19 protein-coding genes are annotated in these 20,229 nt (G+C 59.2%); 5 read left to right on the top strand and 14 right to left on the bottom strand.

All coding sequences use genetic code 11. The features are described 5' to 3' along the window. Nucleotides 1-2: 2 nt before the first annotated feature. From AC50YL_RS18090 to AC50YL_RS18055, 8 genes are all read right to left on the bottom strand, one after another. Nucleotides 3-1,697 (bottom strand): extracellular solute-binding protein, encoded by a 1,695-nt coding sequence (locus tag AC50YL_RS18090; protein WP_494833646.1) that lies wholly within the window; start codon nt 1,695-1,697, stop codon nt 3-5. A 284-nt stretch (nt 1,698-1,981) separates the two neighbouring features. Next, the gene (locus AC50YL_RS18085; RefSeq protein WP_494833644.1) at nt 1,982-3,016 is read right to left on the bottom strand and encodes a response regulator transcription factor; all 1,035 of its coding nucleotides are present in this window, start codon (nt 3,014-3,016) and stop codon (nt 1,982-1,984) included. Next, nucleotides 2,991-4,757, bottom strand: coding sequence for a sensor histidine kinase (locus AC50YL_RS18080; protein ID WP_494833643.1), 1,767 nt, complete (start codon nt 4,755-4,757; stop codon nt 2,991-2,993). Before AC50YL_RS18080 ends, AC50YL_RS18085 begins: the two co-directional genes overlap by 26 nt. 339 nt (nt 4,758-5,096) lie before the next feature. Then, nucleotides 5,097-5,855: a cyclase family protein gene (locus tag AC50YL_RS18075; RefSeq protein ID WP_494833641.1), complete on the bottom strand. Its 759-nt coding sequence runs from the start codon at nt 5,853-5,855 to the stop codon at nt 5,097-5,099. 112 nt (nt 5,856-5,967) lie between these two features. After that, on the bottom strand, nt 5,968-6,864 hold the full coding sequence (locus AC50YL_RS18070) for a haloalkane dehalogenase (RefSeq protein WP_494833639.1): 897 nt from the start codon (nt 6,862-6,864) through the stop codon (nt 5,968-5,970). 223 nt (nt 6,865-7,087) lie between these two features. Beyond that, complete coding sequence (locus tag AC50YL_RS18065) at nt 7,088-7,462, bottom strand: VOC family protein (protein ID WP_494833638.1); 375 nt, start codon at nt 7,460-7,462, stop codon at nt 7,088-7,090. A 75-nt stretch (nt 7,463-7,537) separates the two neighbouring features. Further along, entirely contained in the window at nt 7,538-7,876 is a 339-nt protein-coding gene (locus tag AC50YL_RS18060) for an ArsR/SmtB family transcription factor (protein WP_494833636.1), read from the bottom strand. 164 nt (nt 7,877-8,040) lie between these two features. After that, on the bottom strand, nt 8,041-8,307 hold the full coding sequence (locus AC50YL_RS18055; protein WP_494833635.1) for a hypothetical protein: 267 nt from the start codon (nt 8,305-8,307) through the stop codon (nt 8,041-8,043). Between the two features lie 216 nt (nt 8,308-8,523). Here AC50YL_RS18055 and AC50YL_RS18050 point away from each other — a divergent pair, with 216 nt between their 5' ends. From AC50YL_RS18050 to AC50YL_RS18035, 4 genes are read left to right on the top strand one after another with little or no spacing between them, the layout of a single operon-like run. Beyond that, nucleotides 8,524-10,026 (top strand): spore germination protein, encoded by a 1,503-nt coding sequence (locus AC50YL_RS18050; protein WP_494833634.1) that lies wholly within the window; start codon nt 8,524-8,526, stop codon nt 10,024-10,026. Nucleotides 10,027-10,052: 26 nt separating this feature from the next. After that, entirely contained in the window at nt 10,053-11,261 is a 1,209-nt protein-coding gene (locus tag AC50YL_RS18045; RefSeq protein WP_494833633.1) for a Ger(x)C family spore germination protein, read from the top strand. A gap of 4 nt (nt 11,262-11,265) precedes the next feature. Further along, entirely contained in the window at nt 11,266-11,499 is a 234-nt protein-coding gene (locus AC50YL_RS18040; protein ID WP_494833632.1) for a hypothetical protein, read from the top strand. Between the two features lie 18 nt (nt 11,500-11,517). After that, a complete protein-coding gene (locus tag AC50YL_RS18035) occupies nt 11,518-12,621 on the top strand; it encodes a GerAB/ArcD/ProY family transporter (protein WP_494833631.1) in 1,104 nt (367 codons plus the stop codon). A 134-nt stretch (nt 12,622-12,755) separates the two neighbouring features. On the opposite strand, the gene AC50YL_RS18030 is transcribed toward AC50YL_RS18035, so the two are convergent. The 5 genes from AC50YL_RS18030 to AC50YL_RS18010 all read right to left on the bottom strand — a co-directional run bounded on the left by AC50YL_RS18030 (nt 12,756) and on the right by AC50YL_RS18010 (nt 18,465). Beyond that, on the bottom strand, nt 12,756-14,108 hold the full coding sequence (locus AC50YL_RS18030) for a sulfatase family protein (protein ID WP_494833630.1): 1,353 nt from the start codon (nt 14,106-14,108) through the stop codon (nt 12,756-12,758). Nucleotides 14,109-14,135: 27 nt separating this feature from the next. Continuing rightward, the gene (locus AC50YL_RS18025; protein ID WP_494833629.1) at nt 14,136-15,590 is read right to left on the bottom strand and encodes an ABC transporter substrate-binding protein; all 1,455 of its coding nucleotides are present in this window, start codon (nt 15,588-15,590) and stop codon (nt 14,136-14,138) included. Between the two features lie 113 nt (nt 15,591-15,703). Continuing rightward, complete coding sequence (locus AC50YL_RS18020; protein WP_494833627.1) at nt 15,704-16,528, bottom strand: carbohydrate ABC transporter permease; 825 nt, start codon at nt 16,526-16,528, stop codon at nt 15,704-15,706. A 13-nt stretch (nt 16,529-16,541) separates the two neighbouring features. Further along, entirely contained in the window at nt 16,542-17,477 is a 936-nt protein-coding gene (locus tag AC50YL_RS18015) for a carbohydrate ABC transporter permease (RefSeq protein ID WP_494833626.1), read from the bottom strand. A 4-nt stretch (nt 17,478-17,481) separates the two neighbouring features. Beyond that, nucleotides 17,482-18,465: a LacI family DNA-binding transcriptional regulator gene (locus AC50YL_RS18010; RefSeq protein ID WP_494833624.1), complete on the bottom strand. Its 984-nt coding sequence runs from the start codon at nt 18,463-18,465 to the stop codon at nt 17,482-17,484. A 348-nt stretch (nt 18,466-18,813) separates the two neighbouring features. Here AC50YL_RS18010 and AC50YL_RS18005 point away from each other — a divergent pair, with 348 nt between their 5' ends. Further along, complete coding sequence (locus AC50YL_RS18005; protein ID WP_494833623.1) at nt 18,814-19,338, top strand: type 1 glutamine amidotransferase domain-containing protein; 525 nt, start codon at nt 18,814-18,816, stop codon at nt 19,336-19,338. A 133-nt stretch (nt 19,339-19,471) separates the two neighbouring features. Here AC50YL_RS18005 and AC50YL_RS18000 read toward each other — a convergent pair whose 3' ends face one another. Beyond that, nucleotides 19,472-20,143: a sulfite oxidase-like oxidoreductase gene (locus AC50YL_RS18000; protein ID WP_494833621.1), complete on the bottom strand. Its 672-nt coding sequence runs from the start codon at nt 20,141-20,143 to the stop codon at nt 19,472-19,474. Between the last annotated feature and the right edge of the window lie 86 nt (nt 20,144-20,229).

Raw genomic sequence — 20,229 nt, 5'->3', positions numbered from 1 at the left:
CCTTAGCGGGAAGCCTGCCAGTCATTCACTTCTCCGGTAATCGTACTGCCGCCGAGATCGTTCCACTGGGCGACGAACTTGTCGAACTCGTCGATCGAGCCGCCCATGATGATCCGCGTGAACGTTTCCAATTGCAGCTTCTGCAGCGTCGCCTCGTTGTCCGTCATGCCCTGCGTCGGGGCGCCGAAGTAAGCGTCGTCGACGATCCGGCCGTTCTTGGAATACCCGTCGAGAACGGACAGCGAGCCGCCCGGTCCGTACATCAGCGCGTTGCCCCACATCTTATTGTCTCCGCCGCGGAAGGCCACGAGGCTGTCGTAGTAGCCCTTCTCCTCCGGATTCAGCTTGGACGGGTCGTTCGCGTTGAGCGCATCGACCACATGGAGATGGGCATCCAGGTTTTTGCGCGGCGCCTCGCCGTAGAGCAGCGCGTATTCGAAGACCCCTACGCCGTTATTCGCGTTGTACGCGTTCGGCTCGGCCGTCTTGCCCCAAAGCTTCTCGTAATCGAAATTCAGCAGCTTGACGGCGGCCTCCGGATGCGCGGCGCCTTTCTTCACGACGTAGTACGTGCTGATGGCAAACGGCACCTGGGCTTTCGCCGGCTGATCGTCCGCCGACGCGATCGGCAGCGGCTTCCACTCCATCGAAGGATCGGCGTTCTTGCCGTCCTGCAGCCAGCCGGCATTCCAGAAGTAGCCGTAGAACAAGCCCAGCTTGCCGCTATTAGCCGCTTCGCTCACCTTGGTCGCGTCCTTCGTGCCGTATTCCTTGTCGAGAATCCCGTTCTTGTACAGCTCCTGCAGCTTCTGCAGCGCGGCCTTCGTCTCCGGCGCGACGCTGCCGTAGGTCAGCTTGCCCGAGGCGTCCTTCACCCACGTGTTGGGATACGAATGGAAGCCGTTGAAGAAGCCTTCCATGCCGGCATAGAAGCCGAAAATATCCTTGGTGATGCCGAGTCCGTACGAATCCGCTTTCCCGTTGCCGTCCGGATCCTGCTTGGCGAAGGCTTCGGCCGTCTTCAGGACGTCGTCCATCGTCTTGGGCTCCGGCAAGCCCAGCTTCTTCAGCCAGTCGGTCCGCACCCAGAGCACATGCGACTGTCCGAGGCCCGAGGTCATGTTCGGCAGGCCGTAGAGCTTGCCGTCGAACGTCGCGGACTTGATCGCGTTGCCGCCGTCCTGCGACAAGATGTTCTTCGTCAGCTCGGAGCCGTATTGGCCGTAGAGGGACGTCAGATCTTCCAATCCGCCGTCCTCCACGAGCCGCTTCAGCTGCGACGCGCTGACCGGCGTAATATCGGGCAGATCGTCCGACGCGATCGCGATGTTCAGCTTCTGGTCGTACTGGGCCGTCGGCGTCGTCCACAGGTACTTCACCTTCACGCCCAGCTCGTTCTCGTACGCCTTCGACCAAACGTTGTTATCGATAGCCTCGCCGTCGACGAACTTCGTGCCTTCGGTAATGCCCCGAACGGCCGTCACTTCGATCGGCGGATCGTATTTGCCGAGCGGATCCGCCGGTGCCGCGGCGTCCGTGTCGCTGCCGGCGGCCGCCGGCGCGTTCGCATCGGGCGATGCCGCGTTCGCATTCGGCGTCTGCGTCCCGTTATTGTTGCCGTTGCCGTCGCTGCAGGCCGCCGTCGTAAGGATCAGACCCAAACCGAGCATAAGCGCCGCTGCCTTGTTTCTCTTCATGAAGAGGACCCTCCCTGTCTGTATTTTCCCTTGCCTCGCAAGTATAGCAAACGCCTTCATCGCGCCGTGAGCGGCTCCCGTTCGCGATCGGTTGGAATATTTTCTTCCGCTGCCGTGGCCGAGAAAACGATAACCGCACCAGGCGGAGAATATTTTCCCTCTTCCGGGGAGAACGGCGGTCGATTACGTGCGCCAAGGCAACGCCGCTCTTCGCCGGATCAGCAAAAACCCGAGCGCGGGCGGCATCGTCTGCCGCCGTCCGCGCTCGGGCTTTGGATCGAAGCTCAGGAGCGTGCCGGATGCCGCTGCCGGTATTCGCTCGGCAGCACCCCCGTCTGCTCCTTGAACAATTTGCTGAAATACCGTTGGTCCGTAAACCCGCATTGCTCGGCGATCCAATAGACGGGATGGTTCGTGGCGAGCAGCAGCTCCTTGGCGGCGTGCAGGCTTGCGGCCTGGAGAAACTGCGTGAACGTCAGCCGCGTGATGTCGCGGAAGCTGGTGCTGAAATAGCTCTTGCTCAGATTGACCGCCTGGCTGATCTCGCTCTGCTTCATATGAAGTCCCGGCTGCTCCAGGATGAGATCGACCGCCTTGACGATCGCTTTGATGACGTCCTCGGAATAGGCCGAGCCGCGCAGCCACGCGGCCAATTCGGCGCGAAGCGTCCGCAGCCACGCGCCCGCATCCGCTTGCCCCGGCCCGGTCAGCCGTTCCCAGCCGAACATCGGGAAGCTCCGCCTCCAGCGCTCCATCGCGGCGCGCAAGAGGGAGGACGGCTCGGAGGAATCGCCGCCGTCCAGTTCGGCGACCGCTGCCGCGAGCGACGCGAACTTCTCGTCGTCCATCACCCATTGCACGTTCTCCGCCAGTCGGACGACCGCCTTCCGCGCGCTGCCGGGCTTCGTTTTGCCCTGCGCCTGCACGCTGCCGGGCAGCTCCTGGCGGACGACCCGCAGGATGCGTTCCATGGTTTGATCCAAGTCGAGCTCCTCGAGCTGCGTCTTGACGATATAATCGATCGCGCCGAGCCGCAGCGCCTCCTGAATGTAATCGAAATCCTGATGGCAGGTCAGGATGACGACCTTCGGCGGCGGATCCAGCTCCCGCGCCAGCTTGACCAGCTCCAAACCGGACATGCCCGGCATCGTGATATCCGTCATGAGCAGCTGCACGGGATGCGTCCGCATGAATTCCATCGCTTTCTCGCCCGTCGCCGCTTCGCCGGCGATTTCGACCCCGAATTTCTCCCACGGGAATAGCAGACGCATCCCTTTGCGCACCAAGCTTTCGTCATCCACGATCAATGCCTGAATCAAGATCCTCCACTCCTCTCAAGGTGTCCGGGAGCCGGATGGCGATCGTCGTTCCGACGCCGGCTCCGCTTTCCATCGTCAACCGCGCTTCATGGCCGTAGTAGACGAACAGCATTTTCTTGACGTACCGCAACCCGATGCCTAGGCCCGATCTCCGCAGCCGTTCGTCGTCCTCCTCCAGCATGACGAGCAGCTTCTCTTCCGGGATTCCCCTGCCGTTATCGCTGACCCGCAGCAGCAGCGACCGGCGCTCCCGGGCGATGGCCACTTCGATCTCGCCCTTGTCGTCGTCGTCGAAGCCGTGGTACAGCGCGTTTTCCACGAGGGGCTGCAGGATGAAGCGCGGAATCGGCACGTCGAGACAATCCGGATCGACCAGCAGCTTCACCTTGAAGGAATGATCGTAGCGAATGTTCTGCAGATCGATATAGTCCCGCACGGCGTCGACTTCCTCGCGGACCGTGACGATGATGTTCTTCTTGCCGAGATTGTAATGCAGCACCCGCGTGAAGATCGCCACCAAGCCCGCGATCGTCGTCTGTCCTTCCATTCGCGCCAGCCATTGGATCGTGTTCAACGTATTGTGCAGGAAATGCGGATTGATCTGTACGAGCAGCTTCTCGACCTCGAGCTGCCCCCGCCGCTTCTCCTTGTCCTCCACGTCCGTGATCAGCTCCGTGATGCGCCGGCTCATCTGATGGAAGTTGTCCATGATGTGATTGAATTCCGCAAGTCCGGTCGCCGGCGTGCTCGCGGCGGACGGAATATGGCTGAAGCGGGTGATTTCCCGGTTGATCAACCGGATCGGCCGATAAACCATGCGCCAGATCAGCCAAGCCAGGACGATGCCGAGCACCAGCGAAAAGGAAGCGAACAAAATGAATTGCGACAGCCATTTCTTCATCACGCTATTGTAAGCGTTCTCGGGAATGAGCTGATAGAGCGTCCAGCCTTGCGTCCCGGTCGCTTGAAAGCTCTGATAGGCTTCGCCCGCGAGCGAGAACGGCTGCCCGGCCGCGATCGCGGCATCCGGCAGATTGCTGTACGCCACCTTGCCGTCCGGCGTCGTCAAGACGTGATAGACGGGATCGTTGCCCGCGCCATCCGACTCGCCCCCCGGGGCGAACATCGCTTCCAGGCCGATGACCTTCGTCTCGATATACGCGTACAGGAAGCGCCCTTCGCCGTATTCCAGCTTCCGCAGCAGGGAGAACACGAGCTCGTTGCGATTGGATTCGTCGAGCGACGGATAAGGACCGTAATAGGTGAACAGCTTTTGTTTGAAGAAGATATGCAGGGCGTCCGGCTCGAAGCCGGCTCCCACGGCGGCGTTCGGAAACAGCATCGGCTCCGCCAGCTCCGGCGCGTAATAGAACATCGCCCCCAGATTGGGATTCGAGAAATTCACGTTCGCCACCGACTGATTGATATCGCGGTACAGGATGGACCTGTTGTATGAATCGGTGCTGGAGATGAAAGTGACGACGTCCCGTCCGATGCCGCCCTCGATATCCATCAGCTGCGACACCCTCCCGAGCTCGTCGAGCTTGCGCCCCAGCTCGTCCCGCTCCTGCCGCACCTTGTCCTGCCAGTCGCCCTCGATCTTCTCGGTCTGCACCACGTAGATCCAGCGGTACGAGATATAACCCGTCAACAGGATAGGCACGATCGTCGCGACGGTCAAGATAACGGCCAATCTTCCCTTCAATGACCCGATCAACGAAAACCGGCGGATCGCTTCCATGCTTCGACTCCCCTTCGTGCCTGCGATCGCCGGTCTCTCTCGTCTGCCGGCCAACCGCGCGTGCAAGTTCAGCTTTATCGTAACACAAGCTTTGCTTTGCTGGCGCGAAGAAAATCGGAACGCCTGCGCGAACGACGAACAGGACCCTCGGAGGAAGCCGCTTCGTCGCGGCGTCCCTCCCGGGCCCTGTCGGGCTGTTCCTATGTCGTAAGCAGACATTCGTCAGCGCACTAACGATGATGGACTGCCGCTAACGAATGATTCGCAGGTCGTCGCGCTCGAAGCCCCTGCCGGAAAACTTGATCGTACGCGCGACAGCCCCTGGCAATCGGCTTCCGTTCAGTCTTCGAACATGGCCACCGGGCGCACCCAGCCGGCGCTCGCCTGCTCCACTTTCACCGGAAAACAGCTGATTTTGAAGCCGTACGGCTTCGGCAGTTGATCGAGATTCGCCAATTTCTCGATCTGGCAGTACTCCCGGTCCTTGCCGACGTAATGCGCGGCCCATAATACGCCGTCCCTCGGCTGCGCGCGGTACGCCTCGGCCTGGAGATTGAGCGGAATGTCCCAGCCCCAGCCGTCCGTTCCGACGACCTTGATGCCTTGGTCCAGCAGCCAGACGGTCGCTTCGGCCGACACGCCCGCATGCAGGAAGGCGTAATGTTCCTGATACAGGCGTTTGTCCGCGTCGCTCCGAATGAGCACGATGTCATACGGCTTGAGCGAATACCCGATCCGGTCCAGCTCCGCGATCAGGTCTTCCTTCGTGATCTCGTAGCCGGGCGGCTTCTTGCTGAAGTCGAGCACCACCCCGTCGGAATAAAACCATTCGAGCGGCAGCTCGTCGATCGTTCTCGCCTTCGTTCCTTCCGAGGTCGGCCAGTAATGCCACGGCGCATCGATATGCGTGCCCGCATGCGTGTTCAGCGTGACGGTCTCGGTCGCCCAAGCCTTCCCTTCCGGAAAATCCTCCTGCTTCAAGCCCAGCGCCGCGGCCGCTTGCTTCGCCCCGTCCTCGTGACTTGCATATTCGATGCTAGCCGGCAGCGGTTCCCGGATTCGCGGACTGATCGGTACGCTTAAATCGATAAGTTTCATTCGTGTTTCCCTCTTTTCTTCGCATTCGCACCAATCGATTATACCCGATCCGCCGATATCCGCAATCTGCCGACCGGCCCATAAAGCACGTTTATATCCTCCGTCCAGTCGATCATCCGGGCGGATCGCGCCGCTCCAGCGCGTTCAACCAGGAAGAGAGCGCTTTGCCGATTTCCTCCGGGGCGTCCTCCTGCGGGTAGTGGCGTCCCGGAACCGCGAGCTCGGTTTGCGAAGGCCACGTACGGCAGAATTCCACGTGAGATTGCGGCAGCAGGCCGGGCTCGGCGCGAACGAATAGTTTGGGGACCGCGCTTTGCGCCAGCCAATCGCCGTAAGCGGTCACGATGGCCGTCACGCCGGCCGGCTCCCCGTCGAAGGGAAGCTGCCGCGCCCAGCCGAGCATCGGCCGGCGGCCCTCGCCGGGCTCCGCGAACGGCCGGCGATATTGCGCCATCTCTTCATCCGTCAGCGAGCGCAATATACCGGCGGGCAGGTTGAATTCGATGAACGAGTTTTGTTCCAGCACCATCCGTTCCCCCTCGGACGATCGCAGCGCCTGGAAGACGACGCGTCCGGTCTCCGGGATCTCGCTCCAGCTGCGTGGCTTGATGATGGCCTCCATGTAGACGATACCCCGCACGGCATCCGGATGACGGCGCGCCCAATCGAAGCCCAGCGCGGATCCCCAGTCGTGCACCGCGAGGACGACGCGCCGGCGAACGCCGAGCTGCTCCAGCAGTTCATCCAGGTAGCGGCGATGCTCGGCGAAGGTATACGCGTCCGGTCCGCCGTCCCGGCGTTTATCGGAGTCCCCCATGCCGATGAGATCCGGCGCGATGCAGCGTCCATGCCCGATCGCATAAGGAAGGATATTGCGCCAGAGATACGAAGACGCGGGATTCCCGTGCAGGAAGACGATCGGATCGCCGCTTCCTTCGTCGACATAGGCCATCTCCAAGTCCAGAACCCGCCGCCGTTTCTTCTCATACGGAAAATCTGCTTGATTCATGCTTCATCTCACCTTTCGCGATTGGTTTGCCAAGACAATGCAACGAGAATAAAAGTAGACTAGTCAACTATAATGTTATTATATGCCGAATCGTTTACAAGTCAACTGTTTACTTGAACAAATGCATGATTTTCTCAAACGCCCCCCTGTTTCACGGACTGGATAGAAATAAGAAAAACAGCTGATTTTATGGATCAGCTGCTGTCGCAACATTTTTACGAGCTTACTTCATTTCCGATACGGCAAAGTAATTCTCTTCGTTATCCGCAAAGTTAAAGACTCTGCCGGAGGGAATTTCCATGATGTCTCCAACCTTGATGCCATTGTTCTTGAGATCGGCGTATAACGCATCGAAATTATCCGAGCAGTACATGATCGACGGCGTCCCGAGATTCATTCCGGGGTTCATTTGGGCCACGAGATCCTTATTATGAAGCACGATGCTGGTCGCCGCACCCTTAGGCGCGACTTCAATCCATCTCATCGGGCCGCTCTTTTCATCCGCGATCACCTCGAAACCAAGCTTTTCCGTCCAAAATTCTCTCGAAGCGTCTTGATTGTTCACATATAACATCACTTGGCTGATTTTGTTGATCATCTTGTATACACTCCTCATCGGTAATTAATATTCGGTTCAAGCTCATTTTTCAGCATTCTCGGCCTGCCCACGCTATTACGGTTCTTTTTTGTTCTGCAGTTCATGCAGATAGTCGTCCAAGTTATCCAACCGATCTTCCATCATGTGGCGGAAGGACTGCAACCAACTATTCAATGCTTGAAAGGGCTCTGGCCGAAGCCGGTAGATCCGGCGATTGGCATCGACCCGCACCTCCACGATTCCGCTTTCGCTAAGCACCTTCAAATGCTTCGACGTTTTCGGTTGGGACAGCTCCAGCCGTTCGGCGATCTCTCCTACGGTAAGAGGTCCGTCGCGCAACAGTTGAACGATATTTATTCGATTGGGTTCGGCTAAAGCACTCAGCGCCATTATGTCCATGCCGGACTTTAACATGACATGCCGCTCACCTCTGTTTTTGGTTTTTTTTCGTAATCACGTCCTTTGTTCAAGGTCCACTTTCATGCTGTGGCTTAAATATACTCCAAATGGAATATTCCCGTCAAGGAATATTATGAACGCACGCCGTCTGCTTCGGCCGGACCGAAGCCGCATGACGGTCATTTATCGTCGGAACGAGACGTACCGGGTTCGCTGAATGGCGTCAATGCTCCGGTAAGAAGCCCGATCAAGCCGATCGCGAAGCCATAGCCTCGGCTCCCGTCAAACGCTGCCGCCGAGACGATGCCGAACAGCGTAATATGGATGCCGAACAGTTGAATCTGGAGCACGCTCGGCCGAAAAAAATCCACGAACCTTCCCGCGTGCAATACGATTGCGGTCAATCCGATCAGAACGGTCAGCAGGGTCATCCCTAATTCGGCCACCGCATCACCTCCATCCGCGCTTGAGGACTTGCGCGTGCATTTCTTATCGCAGCCTTCTACTTATATTCGCAGGCCGTCATTTTTTTCCTGCCCTGCCATCATCGATCCGCTTGTTCCGTCTGCCGCTTCATGGTTCGAAACCCATAATCAGGAATAATCGGATCGCAACGTGCGCATCCTAAGCATCATTCTATCCCGAGTAAGCAGGTGAGCATCATGAGCGGAACAACGGTCAACGGCGAACCGGAGGCAATCGGCGCGCGCGTCGAAGACAACGTAACCCGGCTCAAGCGCGAGAGCGGCAGCAGCAGCGACATCAAGATCCGGGAATTGCATATCGGCTTACCGGGGAAAAAGCCGGTCCCTGCCGCCATCGTCTCGATGGAAGGCCTCTCCGATACGCATGACCTGGTCCGCTCCCTGCTGGAATACGGCAAGACGGCGGCTCAGGAAACGTCGGACGACAATTTCTCGTTGCCCGACTATCTGATGCAATTCGTCATCGCGGACAGCAACGTATGGAAAATCACCGATTTCGACGAATTGTACGATCACCTCTTCGCCGGGAACGGCATTCTGCTGCTTGAAGGCGAAACGGCCGCGCTATGCGTCTCGACCCAGAAAATCAATGCGCGCCAAGTCGAAGAGCCCAACGTGCAGTCCGTCGTCCGCGGACCCCGGGAGGGGTTCACCGAGGTGCTGAGCTGGAACATGTCCATGCTTCGGCGCAAAATCAGGGATCGCCGTTTGTGGGCGGAGCCGCGCAAGATCGGACGCGTGACGCAGACGAACATTCTGATCGTGTATTTGGACGGAATCGTGTCCATGGAGGTGCTCGAGGAACTCAGGCGAAGGCTCGACAAGATCGACATCGACGGGATACTGGAGAGCAACTACATCGAAGAATCGATTCAGGACAGCCAATTCTCGATCTTTCCGACGGTCAGCAACTCGGAGCGGCCGGATGTCATCGCCGCCCAGCTGCTCGAAGGCCGGGTCGCCATCTTGGTGGACGGCACGCCGTTCGCGCTTGTCGTGCCCGCGCTGTTCGCGCAGATGTTCCAATCTCCCGAGGATTACTATCAGCGCTCGATGTTCTCCAGCTTGATCCGCATGATCCGCATGCTCTCCTTTATCCTGGCGGTATTCACCCCGTCCTTGTATATCGCCGTCACGACGTATCATCAGGAGCTGCTGCCGACGATTCTGCTCTACAACCTCGCCAGCCAGCGTGAAGGCGTGCCGTTCCCGGCCTTCGTGGAAGCGCTGATCATGGAGGTGACGTTCGAGATCCTGCGCGAGGCCAGCGTGCGCATGCCGCGAACGATCGGCCAATCCATCTCCATCGTAGGCACGCTCGTCATCGGCCAGGCGTCTGTCGAAGCGGGACTCGTCACCGCCGCCATGGTCATCGTCGTGTCGATCACGGCGATCGCGAATTTCGTCATGCCGGCCTTCAACATCGGCATCGCCGCGCGGATGATCCGGTTCGTATTCATGATGATCGCCGCATCCTTCGGGTTGTTCGGGCTGTTTCTCGGCATGATCGTGCTCGTGCTGCGTTTGTGCGCGCTTCGTTCCTTCGGCATTCCCTACATGTCGCCGCTTGCGCCGTTCAACAAATCCGACCAGAAGGACACGCTGTGGCGCGTGCCCCTTCCCTTCATGAAGAAGCGTCCGGAGAACGTGGCCAAGCGGAACGCCATCCGTCAGAAATAAGGTCCGCGCCAAAGGAGGAACGAGAGATGCGCCTTCGGAGATTCCTTCCCGTTATGTTGTCGATGATCCTGCTCGTTCCCTTGGCCGGCTGCTGGGACCGTCAAGAATTGAACGAGATCTCCATCGTCGCCGGCCTCGGCATCGACCGGGTAGGCGATAACTATCACATATCCGTGCAGATCGTCAATCCCGCGGAGGTATCTCCCAAAAGCAGCTACGGGTCCAAGCTGGCGCCGGTCGTAACGCTGGAGCAGGACGGAAAAACGCTGCCCGACGCGCTCGGTCGCTTGACCGTGCTCACGCCGCGGCGGCTGCAATTCTCCCACCTGCGCATGGTCGTGTTCGGGGAGAATACCGCGCGCCAAGGACTGCGCAAGCCGCTCGATTATTTGTCCCGCTACGCCGAGATGCGCAACGACTTCTTCCTGGTCGTGGCGAAGAACCGCCGGGCATCGGACATCCTGAAGATGTACAGCTCGATGGACCCGATTCCGGCCAACAATCTGTATACCAAGCTCCGGAACTCCGACGAGCAGTGGGCCGCGACGAGCAAGATGACGCTTAACGAGCTGCTGATCGCCACCGAAACGGAAGGCATGAGCGCCTTCATGACCGGCATCGAGATCGTCGGGGATTCCAGCAATACCAACGAGAAGAACCATCAAGAGATCTCCCCGTCCAGCAATTTGAAGTACTCCGGGACCGCCATCTTCAAGCAGGACCGCATGGTCGGCTGGCTGGACGAGAGCGGGACGAAAGCGCTCAATTACGTGCACGATTCGATCAAGTGGACCGTGGGCTATCTGGGCTGCCCGGACAAAGGGCGCGCCTCGGTGGAGCTGTTCAATATCCATTCCAAGATCAAGATCCGCGGCAAAAGCAAAGACGACTTGGCCGTCCATGTCTACCTCACGATGGAACAGGACATCTCCGACGTCGAATGCGACTTGGACATGATGAACGAAGCGACGATGAAATGGTTTGACCGGCAAACCGACGCGAAGGTCCGCCGGATCGTCCAGAGCACGGTCGCGAATACCAGGAAAAGACTGGGGATCGACGTGTTCGGGTTCGGGCAGCAGGTGCATCGCCAGCATCCGAAAATTTGGCATCGAATCAAGGATTGGAACGCGACGTACATGGACGTTCCCGTCTACATCCATGTCCATACCAACACGAGGCGGATCGGAACGACCCAGCAGCCCGTAACCCGCCAAACCGAGAAAGGAGAATGAACCGATGGTTTCCGCCATACTGGTCATCCTTGTCATCGCCGCTATCAGCTGGTTCGAGCTTCGTCCGTTGAAAGGAAAACGCAGAGGGAAGGACATCTCGGTCTACTTCCTGCTCATGACGGCGGGCGCGGTGCTGTTCACCTTGGAATTGACGCAGGTCGACTTGCCCAATCCGCTGAAAATGACGATGTCGCTATTCGATCCGCTGAGCAAGGCGATCTTCGCCATGCTCGGCTGAGCCAAGGAGTGGATAAGCTTGGATACGAACAAACCCCAAATCAGCATTCGGGCATTTACCCTCATCGTCATCTTCGTCACGATCGGCACGTCGATCCTGATCGCGCCGAGCGGGCTGGCCGCCGCGGCCAAACAGGATGCGTGGATCGCGGGTATCGTCGGTTCCGCCGTCAACGTGCTGCTCGTCATGCTGTATGCCGCGCTGGCCGAGAAATTTCCGGACCAGCATCTGGCCCAATACGCCGATTCGCTGCTCGGCAAATGGATCGGCGCGCTGATCACCATCATCTTTACGCTGTATTGCTTCTTCTTGGGTTCGCTAATGATCGGCTCTATGGGCTTCTTCATGACGACCCAGCTGCTGCAGGATACGCCGGTCGAAGCGCTGATGGTGCTATTCGCCTTGGTCGTGGTCATCGCCTTGAAGTCGGGCTGCACGGTCTATTCCCATGCGGTCGAGATCTTCTACCCGTGGACGGCCGTCCTGATGCTCCTGCTCCTCGTCTGCCTGCTGCCGATCCTGGATCCCTCCAGGCTGCTTCCGGTATTCGAATTCGGCGCCAAGCCGATAATGAAGGGCGCCTTTTCGTTCTATTCCTTGCAAAACTCGGTGCTGCTGATGACGCTCTACCCGTATGTCGCGAAAGGAAAAGGCCGGCGGCGGGCGCTCGTCGGCGGCACGCTGGCAGGTAATTTCGTGCTCGTCCTGATGACGCTGCTCTGCGTGATGATGCTTGGCGCCGAGCAGACCGGAAACAACGTGTACCCTACCTATCTGCTGGCGAAAAACGTCTCCATCGGCGGTTTTCTCGAGCGGCTCGAAGGCGTGCTGATCTTCATTTGGCTGTTTTCCATTTTCATTCGGATCCTGATCTCCTTCCATGCGGCGATCGTCTGCGTCTCGCATGTCCTGCGCCTGCAGGACGAGAAGATTCTGATCTGGCCGGTCATGCTCGGAGGAATCGTCTTGGGGTTGATGTGCTATTCCAACATGGTCGTCGTGCAGCAAAGCATCTCCCAATCCTGGTCGACCATGTCGCTTATCCCGCTCGTGCTTATCCCGCTGCTGCTTTATCTTACGGCGGCGATCCGCAAAAAGCCGCAAGGACCGCTCGGGGGTTGAGGCCCGTGTTCGGTTCTTGCGGCTTTTTCGTTGCCTGATCCGTCCACCTCAGACAAGGCCCTGTCCGTCGAAAGACGTCAGGTGCCTTGTTGAAAGCGAAAGCGGGGCATGACCTTCTCTACCGCGAATCTCGCCTACTCCGCCGACCCGCGGATGGAAACGCGCCGCTGCCCGGAAGGCTTGCGTTCTGCCGGAACGATGACGGGCGTCTTGCCTTCCACCTCCGCGATTCGTTGCAGCAGCCGTCTCCGGAGTTGTTCGCTCACGGCGTCATAGCTATCCAAGCCGATCAGATTCGTCAGCTCGTGCGGATCGGCCTCCAGATCGTATAGAAATTCCTCCACGTACGTCTCCGAGCTCGAATCGTCCCAACCGTTCTTATCGGGCGCCGATACGCTGTACTTCCAGCGCGGCGTTCGAAGCGCGCGGGCGACTTGCGATTCGCTGATCTGCACGAACACGTCGTCCGGCGCCTCGGCTTCTTCCCCGCGGATCGTCGGGAGAAGCGATCGCCCCTCCATCTCTTGCGGTACCGGTATGGACGCCGCTTCGAGCAGCGTCGGCGGAAGATCGATCAGGCTGACGAGACGCCGGAGCCGCCCTCCTCCGTTGAACCCGGGCCCGATGAAGGCCGTCGGCACGCGAAGCGAGCTGTCGTGGCAGGAGCGCTTATACTCGGCGTTGCGGGTTTTGAAATGGCAGCCGTGATCGGACGTAAACAGGATGATCGTATCGTCGGACAAGCCCATGCTTCGAACCGCGTCGATCAGGCGTCCAAGCGCTTCGTCCAGACGTTTGACCATGCCGTAGTAGCCGCCGAGATGCTGCGGCGCGCTTCCGCCCAGCGCCGCCAAATCCGGCGGCGTCCATTTCCCCGCGTAGAGGCCTTCGTAGCCGATTGGCGCCGGGTAACTATCCAAGTGGTTCTGGTGATGCGGCTCGATGTACGAGAGAAACAGAAAGAACGGATCCTCCCGGTGCCGGTCCACGTACCGAATCGCCGCGTCCGTGAGCGCATCCGCCCGATAGCCGGGCAGCTTCACCGCCTCGTTCTCGTTATTGTACATCACGGTGTCGTAGCTGTCGGACGTGAACTCGAGCAGATTGGACGCGAGCCACTCGTCGTAGCCGCCCCGTTTGCCGGCCGGCACCGGTTCCTCGTCCGCAAGATGCCATTTCCCGATATAGCCCGTGCGATAGCCGGCCGCGGTGAAATGGTCTGCCAGCGTGGCATGCTCCGCGCCGAGCGGGATGCCGTTGCGGTAGCTCCCCGTCGTCGTTGCGTACTTGCCGGTCTGCAGGCAGGACCGCGCCGGTCCGCAAACGGGTTGGCACGTAAAAGAATACGCCGCGTGCGTGCCTTCTTGCGCCATCCGGTCGAAATTCGGCGTCAAGCCCAGCGGATTGCCGTGGACGCCGGTCGTGTCCCAGCGCTGTTGATCCGTGAAGAACACGATGACGTTCGGGCGTGATCGATTCGTAGTCATATAGCCGCTCCTCTGGCGCTTTGGCCTTTATTTATGGGTACCGTAGCCGTTCTGCTCGTTCCAGCCCTGCGACTGTTTGAGCGCGTCCGCCTCCCGCTTCGCCACGTCGTTCATTTTGCCGAGGAAGACGTCGAGCGGCAGCGACCCGTCCAGATACAGCTGACCGTCCTTGCCGAACGTATCATAAAGGTTTTTGCTGAATGCCGGGCCGAACAGGTTCATCTTGAACGGTTCGTTGACCGCGAGGAACTGCTTGATGTTGTCCGGGAATTCGGCGTCCTTCAGCACCGGCACCCGGTACAGCTGCTCGGCGATTTCCTTCTGCACGGAAGGCGAAGTCAGGTACATCAGGAAATCGACGGCCGCCGCCTTCTTCTCGGCCGAGATCGTTTTCGGCATGACGTAGACGCCGTCCGGATTGCCGGAAGCCACCTCGTAATATTTCCCTTCGGCCATCGGATGGTTCTCCTTCGTGAGGTAAGGCACCCGCATGACGCCGTAATTCATGCCTTCCAGCTGCTTGACGAAATCGGGCGTGGCCAGCGTCATCGCCGCGTCCCCGCGCAGGAACATCTCGTTCGCGTCGTCCACCGTGATGCCGTTGAACCCCTTCGGCCAATAACGCGTCCAATCCTTAAGGATCGGGAACACGTCCTTCCACGGCGCCTTCGCGAAGTCGAGTACGCCTTCGTCGATGGCCGCGACGATCTCGTTGGAGCCGATCATCTTGTTCTGGTCGAGATCCATTTTGGGGATGAGCTGCTCGACCGTCTGGTCGGACAAATACCGGAGCATCCAGTTCGGCCGGTCGCCCCCTTGCTTGGCGAAGCCGATCGCCATCGGCGTGATGCCTGCCTGCTGGATCTTTTCCTGCGCGTCAAGGAAATCGTCCCAGGTTTCCGGAAGCGTCGATACCCCCGCTTTATCGAAGAGATCCTTGTTGTAGAAGAGACGGATCGTCGCGGAATACGTGGGAATGCCCGCGTACTTATCGGTACCGGGAACGAGCATGTTGGCCATCACGGTATCGGACAGCGTGCCGCGCCAATCCGCGCCGCCGTCGTAAGGGTTCGGCTGCCCCAGATCGCCGGTCAGGTCGGCGACGAGACCTTTGCCGTAATCCTCCTGGGACCAGAGGTACTTGGACTGGAACAGATCCGGCGCGTTATTCCCGATGAGCTGCGTCGTGACCCAGGTGCGCTGGTCGGTTCCGTTATCCCCCCAGTTGGCGAGCGTCAGCTTGACTTCCGCCTTGGCGTTCGGATTGGCGTTGTACTCGCGGACAAGCTTCTCGTACGCCTTGTTGTCGTCCTCGATTTTGCTTTTGCTGGTCGTGAATTGAATGACGGGCTTGCCGTTCGACGAGCCGGCATCGCCGCCGGCGTTCGCCTGGTCGGAGGAGCCTGCGTTCTTCGAGCAGCCTGCGAGCAGGACGAGACCGAGCGCCAGAATGGCCGTGGATTGCATGCGTTTCTTGGACATGGTGGATTCTCTCCAATCATTTATTATAGCGGATCGCGAATCGTTAACGAATCCGGCTTTCGACTTACGCGAGGCTCACCTCCCAGGCAGAATCGGATTCATGCCGCTCGTGCTCAGCCTTTCATCGCGCCGGACGTAAGGCCCGATATGAATGGCTTGGTCGCGAATATGAACAGCACCAGGAACGGCAAGGAAGAAACGACGTAACCCGCCAGCTGCAGCCCCGTTCCCTGCTCGACCGTGCCGGAGATATTTCCGAGCACCAGAATAACCGGCTTCAGACGCTCGTCGGAGATGATCACCAGCGGCCAGATATAGTTGTTCCAACCGCTGATGGCCGTCAGAATGCCGACGACCGACAGGATCGGCTTCGCCAGCGGGACCGCGATGCTTCTGAAGATCCGCCAAGGGCCGGCGCCGTCCAGCTGCGCGGATTCGAACAACCCGAGCGGCAGGCCCGCCAGGAACTCCCGGATCAGCATCGTCCCCATCGCGGAGCCGACCGCGGCCGGCGGAAAAATCTGACCGCCGTACGTATTGAGCAGCCCAAGCGCCTTTGCCAGCACGAACTGCGGCACAAGCAGCAGGAAACCCGGAATCATCATCATCATGATGACGAGCACGTACAGCGCGCCTTTGGCGGGAAAATCGTAGGCCGCGAACGAGAAAGCCGCCATGGACGAGAGGATCAGCACGGCCAGGACGATCCCGCCGGCGACGAGAAACGAATTCAGCATGTACGGAAGCAGGTAGCCCCAGGCAGTCCCGTAGTTATCGAAGTAAGCGTGCGTCGGCCAGCTCCAGAAATGGTTGTAGATGTCCATTCGGTGCTTCCAGGAGTTGATCAAGGTCATATAGAACGGAAACACCGTGGCCAGCAGCAGGATCGCCAAAACGGCGTAGTGGACGATCGACCGGAAGGTCGTTCTAGCAGCCATATGCGTCTGCCTCCTAACCCGAAGTCTCGGAAGATTTGATAAGCCGCTGCACCGTCAACGTAAGCAGCAGGATGCCGGCGAACAGCACCATGCCGAGCGATGAAGCGTAGCCCATTTCGTTATACGTGAACGCGCGGTCGTAGAGATAAAGCGCGGGCGTCAAGGACGATTCGCCCGGTCCGCCGCCGGTCAAAATCAAGGGAAGCTCGAAATTCTGCAGCTGCCCGATGATCACCAGCAGCGAGACAAGCCGGATTTGGCCGCGGATGAGCGGCAGCTCCAGGTAGCGGAATCGCTGCCAGACGTTCATGCCGTCGATGCTCCCGCTCTCAAAGAGCTCCGAAGGAATGTTCATCAGCCCCGCCAAATAAATCAGAAAGTAAATGCCGCCGATCCACGGAAAGTTGTAAAAAATCAACGCCCAGAGGGAGGTGCCGCTCTCGCCCAGCCAAGCATGGGTCCAACCGTCCAGTCCGATCGACTTCAGCAGGCTATTGAGAAGGCCATTCTGGCCGGCATAGACCCACGTCCAGATTTTGATGACGACGAGGGAGGGCACGATCAGCGGAACGATGAATAACACGCGGGCCCATTCCGCGAGCCGCCTGCGCCGAATATGGAAGACGAGCACGGCCGCGAGCAACGGAAGCGTCAACGTTTCGAGCAGCGCGCCTCCCGTCAGCAAGAGGACGTTCCCGACGGAGCCGCGGAACGAAGCGTCGTGGAATACCTTCGCGTAATTCGATAAGCCCGCGAAACGGTCGATATTCGCTCCGTTCCATTCGAAGAACGACTTTTGAACGGCGACGACTAGCGGTCCGTATTTGAACGTCCCGAGTACGGCAAAGACCGGTATCAGGAAGAAATAAGCGTGCCGGACGCGCCAGATCTTCCGTAAAAGGCCGATCTTGCTCGTCCGGGCTGCAACGCTTCGCGCGGCGGTCTTCATGGTTTCACCCTCCCTTGGTCGAAGCGCGCACGATCAGGCGCGCCGGCAATAACGTCTGAATGCGGGCATAGGCCTCTTGGCGAAGCTGTTCATCGAAGGCCGCCACGGCGGTCCTGCCGATATCCGCGATCGGCTGATGCACCGTCGTCATCGGCGGACTCATTAACGGGGATACGTCGTAATCGCCGAAGCCGGCGATCGCCATATCCTCCGGGATGCGCAGCCCCAGCTCCCGAAGCTCGCCGCTCACGGCGAGCGTTCCCCGGTACGTCGAGCAGAAGAGCGCGGTCGGCCGGGCTTCTTCCAGCACGTGCATGACGGTGTTCCGCACCGGCTCGCGAAGCGCGTTTAACTCTTGGACCCAGCCGGGGCCGACCTCGATCCCTGCCTCTTGCAGCGCTTCGCGGTAGCCCCGTACGCGATCCGCGTCGCACGGATGCGCCACTGGCGCATGAAACAGCGCGATTCGCCTATGGCCAAGCTGAACCAGATGACGGACGGCTTGCCTGCAGCCGTCGGCATTATCCACATCGACCCAGGACACGTCCGTATTCGGATAGGAAGCCGCCACGACCACATGGGGAATGCGGCTCGAGACAAGCGCTTGCGGCAGCGGAGATACGAGCGGCGGATTGATCGCGATCAGTCCCTTGAACCCGTTGGACCGGCAGAAATGCGCGACCGAGCCGGCGTCTCTGAAGAGTTTTCCCTGGTAAGGAACCAGCGTCAGGTACATGTTCAAGGCATAGGCTTTCTCCATGAGGCCGTTCATCAGTTCGCCCATGTATTCCGGGAACGAGACGACAGGCGTTACGATGCCGATCGTTTCCTGGCGATTCGCGACGACGGTCGGCTGAAAGCCGTGCTCGTTCATGAAGCGAATCACCTTTTCCCGCGTTTCGGCGTTGACGTCCGGTTTGTTGTTGAGAATGCGCGATACGGTCGAGACCGAAACGTCGCATCGCTCGGCGATTTTTCGAATATTCATGGTTCTCGCTCCCTTCTGTCTCCGGAACGTTTCCGGTACTGTACCGATAAACGCAAAAAGGAGACATCGCAGTAATTCGCGTGTCTCCGGCGGTCCGGTCAACAATGATTTATTTCGACAAAACCCAGTCCTTTACTGTGGATTATTGTAACAACCCGGAGGGCAATCGTCAAATAAAGTTTTTATCAACTCCATCCTCGCCCAGAGCAGCGGCGGCGATCGCATTTTCGGACCGGGACGTAACGGAACCCGGATGATTCCGCTTCCGCGCCCCCGGGTAATAAGCCATAAGCTGCCGAGCCGGCGAAGCTGAGGCTGCCCATTCACGTAGAAAAGGAAGTGGAACCGATGGCGCATAAAGTCGCTTTTCTGCTCGCGAACGATTTCGAGGACTCGGAGATGAAAAATCCTTACGACGCGATAACGAAGAACGGCCATCAAGCCGTCATCATCGGCTTGGAGAAAGGCGCGGAGCTGACGGGGAAGCAGGGAACGATCTCGTACACGACCCATTTGTCGATCGGCGAGGCGGACCCGGACGATTACGAGGCCTTAATCATACCGGGCGGCAAATCGCCCTCGCACCTGATCGGCAGCGAGAAGGTGCTGGAATTCGTCCGCCGGATGGACAAACGGAAGAAGACGATCGCCGCCATCTGCCACGGACCGCTCCTGCTCGAGAAAGCCGGTCTGATCCGCGGCCGGAACCTGACGGCGTATCCGGAACTGCATGCCGAGCTCAACGACGCCGGCGGCCGCTACATCGACAACCAGGTCGTCGTCGACGACAACTGGATCACTTCCCGCACGCCCGACGACGAGCCGTACTTTATCGAGGAAACGATCAAGAAGCTGGGCGTGGATGCCTACTAAGGCCTCGTCCCGTCCGGAAATGCGCATAAAAAGGCTGCCCCTCGAGCCATGGCTCAAGGGGCAGCCTTTTGCGCGCGATGCGCGAGCCGCATCCGGAATCGCTCGTGCATCCTACGGCGCGATCAATCGCGCCTCAATCGAAGTCGAAGTTCTTCCACTCGTCCTCCGGCATATGCGAGTCCTCCGCTGAGAACCGCTGCTCTTGGAACGGTTCCGCGACATTGTGGAAGCCGTTGCGCTCCCAGAACCCGTGCCGGTCCTCCTTCATGAACTCGAAGCCGCGCACCCACTTGGCGCTTTTCCAGAAGTACAGATGCGGCACGACGAGGCGCAGCGGTCCGCCGTGCTTTGCCGTCAACGGCTTGCCGTCGTAGGTATGCGCGATCATCGCCTGGTCGCCGAGCAGATCCGCGAGCGGCAGGTTCGTTTCGTAATCCGGATCCGCGTGCACCATGACGTACGCGGCTTGCGGGTCGATCTTCAGATGCTTGAACAGATCGCGGACCAGCACGCCCTTCCATACCGTATCCGCCTTGGACCAGCGCGTGACGCAGTGAATGTCGACTTGGATCTCGGTCTGCGGCAGCGCCATCAGTTCTTCGAAATTCAGCAGCAGCTCGCTGCCCACTTCCCCGAACAGGCGCAGATTCCACTTCGCCATGTCGTACTGCGGGACTTCGCCCTCGTGCAGGATCGGAAATCTATCCGTCCACAGCTGCCCGGGCGGCAAACGATGGGCCAATTCGGGTATCGATTCCGCCGCGGGCGGCTTCACTTGCTGCAATCGTTCTGCTTTCTTGTGCATGTTCGTTATCTCCTTCTTCAGTCAAGCCTAGTGCTTATGAAGCTATCCTAGTTGAATCGCGGAGCAGCCGTCAACGACTTTCTTGC

Source organism: Paenibacillus sp. J22P277, from assembly GCF_059383675.1.
This window is presented reverse-complemented; position numbering and strand designations above follow the sequence as displayed.

Coding starts and splice junctions, on each gene's coding strand:
- AC50YL_RS18090 (WP_494833646.1), bottom strand. CDS start 1,697: ATGAAGAGAAACAAGGCAGCGGCGCTTATGCTCGGTTTGGGTCTGATC.
- AC50YL_RS18080 (WP_494833643.1), bottom strand. CDS start 4,757: ATGGAAGCGATCCGCCGGTTTTCGTTGATCGGGTCATTGAAGGGAAGA.
- AC50YL_RS18075 (WP_494833641.1), bottom strand. CDS start 5,855: ATGAAACTTATCGATTTAAGCGTACCGATCAGTCCGCGAATCCGGGAA.
- AC50YL_RS18070 (WP_494833639.1), bottom strand. CDS start 6,864: ATGAATCAAGCAGATTTTCCGTATGAGAAGAAACGGCGGCGGGTTCTG.
- AC50YL_RS18065 (WP_494833638.1), bottom strand. CDS start 7,462: ATGATCAACAAAATCAGCCAAGTGATGTTATATGTGAACAATCAAGAC.
- AC50YL_RS18060 (WP_494833636.1), bottom strand. CDS start 7,876: ATGTTAAAGTCCGGCATGGACATAATGGCGCTGAGTGCTTTAGCCGAA.
- AC50YL_RS18050 (WP_494833634.1), top strand. CDS start 8,524: ATGAGCGGAACAACGGTCAACGGCGAACCGGAGGCAATCGGCGCGCGC.
- AC50YL_RS18045 (WP_494833633.1), top strand. CDS start 10,053: ATGCGCCTTCGGAGATTCCTTCCCGTTATGTTGTCGATGATCCTGCTC.
- AC50YL_RS18040 (WP_494833632.1), top strand. CDS start 11,266: ATGGTTTCCGCCATACTGGTCATCCTTGTCATCGCCGCTATCAGCTGG.
- AC50YL_RS18030 (WP_494833630.1), bottom strand. CDS start 14,108: ATGACTACGAATCGATCACGCCCGAACGTCATCGTGTTCTTCACGGAT.
- AC50YL_RS18025 (WP_494833629.1), bottom strand. CDS start 15,590: ATGTCCAAGAAACGCATGCAATCCACGGCCATTCTGGCGCTCGGTCTC.
- AC50YL_RS18020 (WP_494833627.1), bottom strand. CDS start 16,528: ATGGCTGCTAGAACGACCTTCCGGTCGATCGTCCACTACGCCGTTTTG.
- AC50YL_RS18015 (WP_494833626.1), bottom strand. CDS start 17,477: ATGAAGACCGCCGCGCGAAGCGTTGCAGCCCGGACGAGCAAGATCGGC.
- AC50YL_RS18010 (WP_494833624.1), bottom strand. CDS start 18,465: ATGAATATTCGAAAAATCGCCGAGCGATGCGACGTTTCGGTCTCGACC.
- AC50YL_RS18005 (WP_494833623.1), top strand. CDS start 18,814: ATGGCGCATAAAGTCGCTTTTCTGCTCGCGAACGATTTCGAGGACTCG.
- AC50YL_RS18000 (WP_494833621.1), bottom strand. CDS start 20,143: ATGCACAAGAAAGCAGAACGATTGCAGCAAGTGAAGCCGCCCGCGGCG.